This window comes from Streptomyces sp. NPDC052107, from assembly GCF_040680215.1.
Classification (GTDB): domain Bacteria; phylum Actinomycetota; class Actinomycetes; order Streptomycetales; family Streptomycetaceae; genus Streptomyces.
Map to the genome: position 1 here is coordinate 1 of NZ_JBFAWG010000192.1, position 5,313 is coordinate 5,313.

Sequence of the window (5,313 nt, forward strand, 5' to 3'; positions counted from 1 at the left end):
CCTAGAGAAACGCCCTCCAGGCGGCCACACCCATGTCCGCCCAGGTCAGAGGCCAGATTCGATCCTCCAGGTCACCGAATTAAGTCGAACCCGGGATTTGAATCTCAGAAGAATCTATGAGAAATCAACTCGCCATATCGTGAACATCCTCGTGGAGCCGTATTCCTTGTCACTCAATCGCAGCAGCGTGATGGGCCACCAAGGCGTTTTCCGACCGCGCGGTCGTCCGAGCACCAGGTCGGACGTGGTCCTTGCGGACTAGGGCTACTCGTCCCGCGCGCTCCGCGACCACCTGCGCAACCGCGGGATCGGAGCGGTGATCCCGGTCGCGGCGGACCAGCGAGGCCACCGGCGTTCGACCACGAGGTCCAAAGGCAGCGAAACACCGTCGAGCGGTGCATCGACCGCCTGAAGCGGTGGCAACGACATCGCAACCCGCTACGAGAAGACCACGACCATCCACCTGGCAGGACTCCACATCGTGGGCCGTTCCCTCTGGTCCGACACGCTTCATCGGGGGTGTCTTCATGGTGTGGGGGATGGTCGCGGTACCCGCATCCATCACCATGATGGTGAGGAGCTGACCCATCAGCAGGCCCGCACCTGACATTCACAGGTGACATCAAGGATGGCGGACAGCAGCAGCCACGAACGGCCCCTCACGGAGCAGTCGGAAGCCGCTCCCCCAGCGACCCGGATCATGGCGTCGAGCCGGTCGGTGATGGCCCGGTCCCGGTCGCTGGTCATGTGCTGATAGATCAGCGCGGCGCGGGAGCTGCTGTGGCCCATGCGCGTCATCAGCTCGCGCGTGCCGGCACCGGCCGTCAAGGCGAACGTATTGCCCGTGTGCCGCAGATCGTGGAAGTGCAGATCGGCCGTGACGCCGGCGACCTTCCGAGCCTTGACCCAGTCATCCCGGAAGTTGGTGCGCCGCAGCTGCCCGCCCTGTAGCCCGACGAAGACGTGACCGTCGTGGCCGGGCGCAGTGAACTGCTCCAGGTGGTGCGTGACTGCTTCCAGCAGTTCGGCAGGGAAGGAGACCGAGCGGGCCCCGGCTGCGGACTTCGGCGCCTTGTCGAAGGGCCGGCCACCCGAACGAGCGGGACGGGTGACGACAGGTATCGAGGGGCCGGCTGACATCCACAACGCCCGATGCGGGTGCCGCGGGTCGAATCCTGCCGGGGCCTTTGCCGATGCCCTACGGCCGCGGGCCTGTACCGCCCTGAACTTCTGACACCTGGTTGGCCCCACAGCCTCACACCTTGGACACGCCCGGAATGCCAGTTATGTGAGCTGTCGGTACGTTCATCGCAGGTCGGTCGTCCGGCCGACGCACATGAGAAAGAGAGAAGTGCCCATGCCCTCGCGTGCTTTCGCTGTGGTCGGCGCCGGAATAGGCGCGACCGTCCTCGCAGCCGCCGGCATCACCTATGCCTCGACCGTCGAATCCATCCCGGCTTCCCCGCCTGTCCACTGGGCAGCCCAGCCACTCCACCACCCCGCCCAACCGGCCCACCACCCCGCCCAATCGGCCCATCACGCCGCCCAGCCTGCGCAACACGCTGCACCCGCAGCTCCTTCGGGCGCCCAGAACGGGGACGGAGTCGGAAGTGGGGGCCGCGACGGCGGGGGCGGGGGACGCGACGGCGGGGGCGGCGGACGCGACGGCGGCGGCGGGGGACGCGACGGCGGCGGCGGACGCGACGGCGGCGGCGGGGGCGGGGGCGGCGGGGGCGGACACGGCGGTGGCGGTGGACGTGGCGGTGACGGCCACAGGGGAGTCGGAAGGATCTTCTTCAACGAACGTTCGTACCCCGCCTTCATTGACGGGTGCATCACCGCGGCCAGCGGACTGGGCGCGCACAGCTTCAATGTCGTCAATGAGAGCTGGAGGACCGTCGAGGTCTTCCGGGGCGTCAACTGCGACGGTGGCCCTCCGATCGCCACCGTGGGACCCCGCAGCGCGACCTTCGGCGTGGTGCCCCATGGCCACGGCGGCGAGTTCGGTTTCGACGGCGATGGCGTATTCGGCCACCGCGGCGTCGTGGGCAGCTTCCGGGTGGTCTGCGACTACGGCGGATGGTGGTGACAGCACCACTCGACGCGCGGGAGAGTCCCCGGACCGATCACGGTCCGGGGGTGCTTTCCCCATCCACCCCTGAGAGCAGCGGAACCACCGCCACCTATGCCGCTCCAGCGCCTGGCACACCTGATCAGCCCCTGTGGCCGGCGTGCCGCGCGGCAGCCCCCGGCCTCGCGGGGCAGTCGAGACAGCAGTCCGCGAACCCTTCCTCTCCGAGGGAACGGAAGCTCCCCTCCCCCGAACGGTCATCACGCCACACCCGTCCCTGCTCGCAGAGAGCGGCCGGACGCGAGACCTCACCGAGGAGGACGGGCCGGCGCTTCTGGCATCCTTCGACGCCTACTCGACACCACAGGCCGATCGACGGGTCGCGGTCGTACTCCGCAGGCGTAGAACTGCCGCTCCCCGGTCATGAATTCAAGCCCATCCACGGCAGCCCGTCTCCATTGCTGACGAAGGCCCGGCTCGCGCCTGAAGCCGGCTCCCGGCCTCGTGCATGTTCATCCGCATGAGCGCCTACAGCAGCGACCTGGATCTGAAGATCACCGACGCCACCGTCAACGGCGTCGAAGTGGACGTAGCAGCAAACCTGCCGTACGGCACCGTGCGACTGTCAGTGCTGTGGATCCATGACATCCACCTGCGGCCACCACATCGCACAAGCCCAAGGCTCGGGAAGTGATCAAGCCACCGGCCCGAGTCAGTGAGTTACAGCGTTCTCCACTGGTTGAACCCGTTCGGCGTACACCACACGAAGTCTGCACGGCCGTGCACTTGTCCGCCCTTCGCCGGCAGATGGGCCGTCCGAGTGAAACCCTCCTGCCGAGGTGAGCATGTCGAGAGTGTCCGTTAGATTCCTTTATGTCTGGACGATGACGCAGGTGACCGGCGTCAAGCGTCACCGGTCACACGTCCGGTGACGTGTGACCACGTTCGAATGAGGTGACCTCAGCGCCACTACGACAGTCGCTGCTCTCGTCGGCTGCCTTCGGTGAACACGGCAACCAATCCCTGCCGCAACCTCTCACCCCCCGGCTCACTCCCCACAAGCCCAGCGCACTCCCCAAGAGTCCAGCGCAGTTCCCACGAGCCGAGCACCGGTGGCGGCTTGCGACGCCGGCATCCCCCCGGCGACGTGACCACAAGGAGTGAACATGAGTGCAAGACCCAGCTTGACCCGCGCATTCATAGCGGCGGTCGTGTACGCGTCGCTCGCCGCTTGCACGGTGCCCGGGACGCAGGAATCCGCAGCCTCCCAACTGGGTCCGGTGCCGGGCTCCACAGTGGGATCGAACGCCAGCCCCTCAGCGCATGGCACGCCGATCCAGCCTCCGGCGCTGCCCGGGGCGCAGCAGATCTCGGGGAACGACCGGGTATACACCGCCGACCAGGATTCCAACACGGTGAGTGTCATCAATCCGGCGACGAACAAGGTGCTGGGCACGATCGCTTTTGGCAAGCCGCGGTTGAGTCCCAGCGCGGACGTGCTGGGGGCCATGTACGACGGGGAGATCGACGTGCACGGCCTGGGCTTCTCCCGGGACGGGAAGTGGCTCGACGTGATCGACGTGACCACCAACGCCGTCCATGTCATCGACACCGCAACAAACAAAGTAGTGCGCACCATGTACGTCGGCCGGGCGCCGCACGAGGGGTTCTTCTCGCCGGACGGCACGCAGCTGTGGGTGGCGGTGCGCGGCGAGGACTACATCTCGGTGCTTGACTGGCGGGCCGGCAAGGAGGTCGACCGGATCTACAGCGAGGACGGGCCGTCGAAGGTGGTTTTCAGCCCCGACGGCAAATACGCCTACGTCAACCACCTGCGCGCCTCGAGGCTGGACCAGATCGATGTTGCCTCGCGCCGGATCATCAAGCGCGTGCAGATCCCCGCGCAGGCGGGCGGGTCCTCCGACGAGGCCATCTCACCCGACGGCCGGGACATCTGGCTCGGCATGCCCACCAACGGCCGGACCACCGCTGTGGTCAATGCACGCACCTTGCATGTGGAGGCGGTGCTGAACACGGGACCGCGCACCAACCACCCCAACTTCGTCACGGTGGGCGGCGTCGACTACGCTTACCAGACCGTGGGCGGACTGAACGAGACCCTGGTGTACCGCCGATCGAAAACCGGGGCGGCGCCCACGCTGGTGAAGACCATCCACAACAACGGCCACGGTCCCCACGGCATCTGGCCGAGCCCCGACAACACCAGGATCTACGTCGCCCTGCAGAACTCCGACGCGGTCGACGTCATCGACACGCACACGAACGCGGTGATCAAGACCCTTCCCATCGGCCAGTCGCCGATGGCGCTGGTGTACGTGGCCCGCAGTGCTCCGGCCACCAGCACGAACAACCTGGGCCGGCAAGGTCTGGGCATGCGCACGCAGAACATCGCTCTGCGCGTCTCCGGTAGCTCCGGCCAGGGCACGGCCCTGATCCGGGCACTCCCAGGCATCGACGAAGTCACCATCGGAGCCACCGGGTTGCCACCCAACCAGCAGTTCACCGCCTACGCCGGCGACGGCACCCGCACGACAGCGCTGATGTCCATGATGAGCAACCAGTTCGGCAACATCGACGAAGCCCTGTCCTATTCGTACTTCTTCGCCAACCACTACACCTCCGTCATCCTCAAGCCTGGAACTCCATCCGGCGAGCAGGAGCCGAGCCCGGCAATGCCCCAGGCATGACAGGCCAAGGGGCAGGGCGGCGCGGGTGAATGACTCCCCACGGTTCAAACGGACCGAGACCCGTCCCGACGCCTTCCATCACCCCGGTGCAACAGCCGGCCCTGCGGCTGGGCGTCGTCGGGGCGGGTTGCGGATCTCACGGCTGCTGCCACGAGTTCGCGGGTGACGGCGACAACGTCCGGGCGGGGGTTGGCGTGCCGGCGCCGTCGGGGAGATCGGCCACGTGGTCTCCGGACGGCGGCTCGGAGCGTGCGATGCCGAAGTCGGTAATCTTCACCGTGCGGTCGGTGGTCAGCATCACGTTGGCGGGTTTGACGTCCCGGTGGACCACTCCCTGCCGGTGTGCCTCGGAGAGGCCGGCTGCCGCCTGGGCCGTGACGGCCGCCGCCTCGGCCGGGGGCAGTGCGCCGCGCAGGGAGCGTTCCTGGGCCAGGTTCCAGCCGTCGACGAGTTCCATGACCAGGTGGGGCTGGTCATGGTGCGCGCCGAAGTCGTACATGCCGACGACGTTGGGGTGGTTGAGCCGGGCCGCGA

4 protein-coding genes and 2 pseudogenes are annotated in these 5,313 nt (G+C 67.3%); 4 read left to right on the top strand and 2 right to left on the bottom strand.

Going from position 1 to position 5,313, the window contains the following annotated elements:
- Positions 1–220: 220 nt before the first annotated feature.
- Positions 221–448, top strand: a pseudogene (locus tag AB0M27_RS46430) (transposase); the annotation flags it as partial.
- A 140-nt stretch (positions 449–588) separates the two neighbouring features.
- Here the strand turns inward: AB0M27_RS46430 and AB0M27_RS46435 are convergent.
- A pseudogene (locus tag AB0M27_RS46435) lies at positions 589–1,089 on the bottom strand (tyrosine-type recombinase/integrase); the annotation flags it as partial.
- Between the two features lie 859 nt (positions 1,090–1,948).
- Between AB0M27_RS46435 and AB0M27_RS46440 the strand changes: the two are divergent.
- The 3 genes from AB0M27_RS46440 to AB0M27_RS46450 all read left to right on the top strand — a co-directional run bounded on the left by AB0M27_RS46440 (position 1,949) and on the right by AB0M27_RS46450 (position 4,779).
- Positions 1,949–2,089 carry a hypothetical protein gene (locus AB0M27_RS46440; RefSeq protein WP_365732243.1) on the top strand — a complete coding sequence of 47 codons (141 nt, stop codon included), beginning with the start codon at positions 1,949–1,951 and terminating at the stop codon, positions 2,087–2,089.
- 502 nt (positions 2,090–2,591) lie between these two features.
- Positions 2,592–2,765: a hypothetical protein gene (locus tag AB0M27_RS46445; protein ID WP_365732244.1), complete on the top strand. Its 174-nt coding sequence runs from the start codon at positions 2,592–2,594 to the stop codon at positions 2,763–2,765.
- A gap of 472 nt (positions 2,766–3,237) precedes the next feature.
- A complete protein-coding gene (locus AB0M27_RS46450) occupies positions 3,238–4,779 on the top strand; it encodes a hypothetical protein (RefSeq protein WP_365732245.1) in 1,542 nt (513 codons plus the stop codon).
- Between the two features lie 136 nt (positions 4,780–4,915).
- On the opposite strand, the gene AB0M27_RS46455 is transcribed toward AB0M27_RS46450, so the two are convergent.
- Positions 4,916–5,313 (bottom strand): protein kinase (locus tag AB0M27_RS46455; protein ID WP_365732246.1); only part of this gene is annotated, 398 nt, incomplete at its 5' end.

What these genes read in the sequence shown, in the direction of transcription:
- AB0M27_RS46445 (WP_365732244.1), top strand. Translation starts at nt 2,592, where the DNA reads ATGAGCGCCTACAGCAGCGACCTGGATCTGAAGATCACCGACGCCACC.
- AB0M27_RS46450 (WP_365732245.1), top strand. Translation starts at nt 3,238, where the DNA reads ATGAGTGCAAGACCCAGCTTGACCCGCGCATTCATAGCGGCGGTCGTG.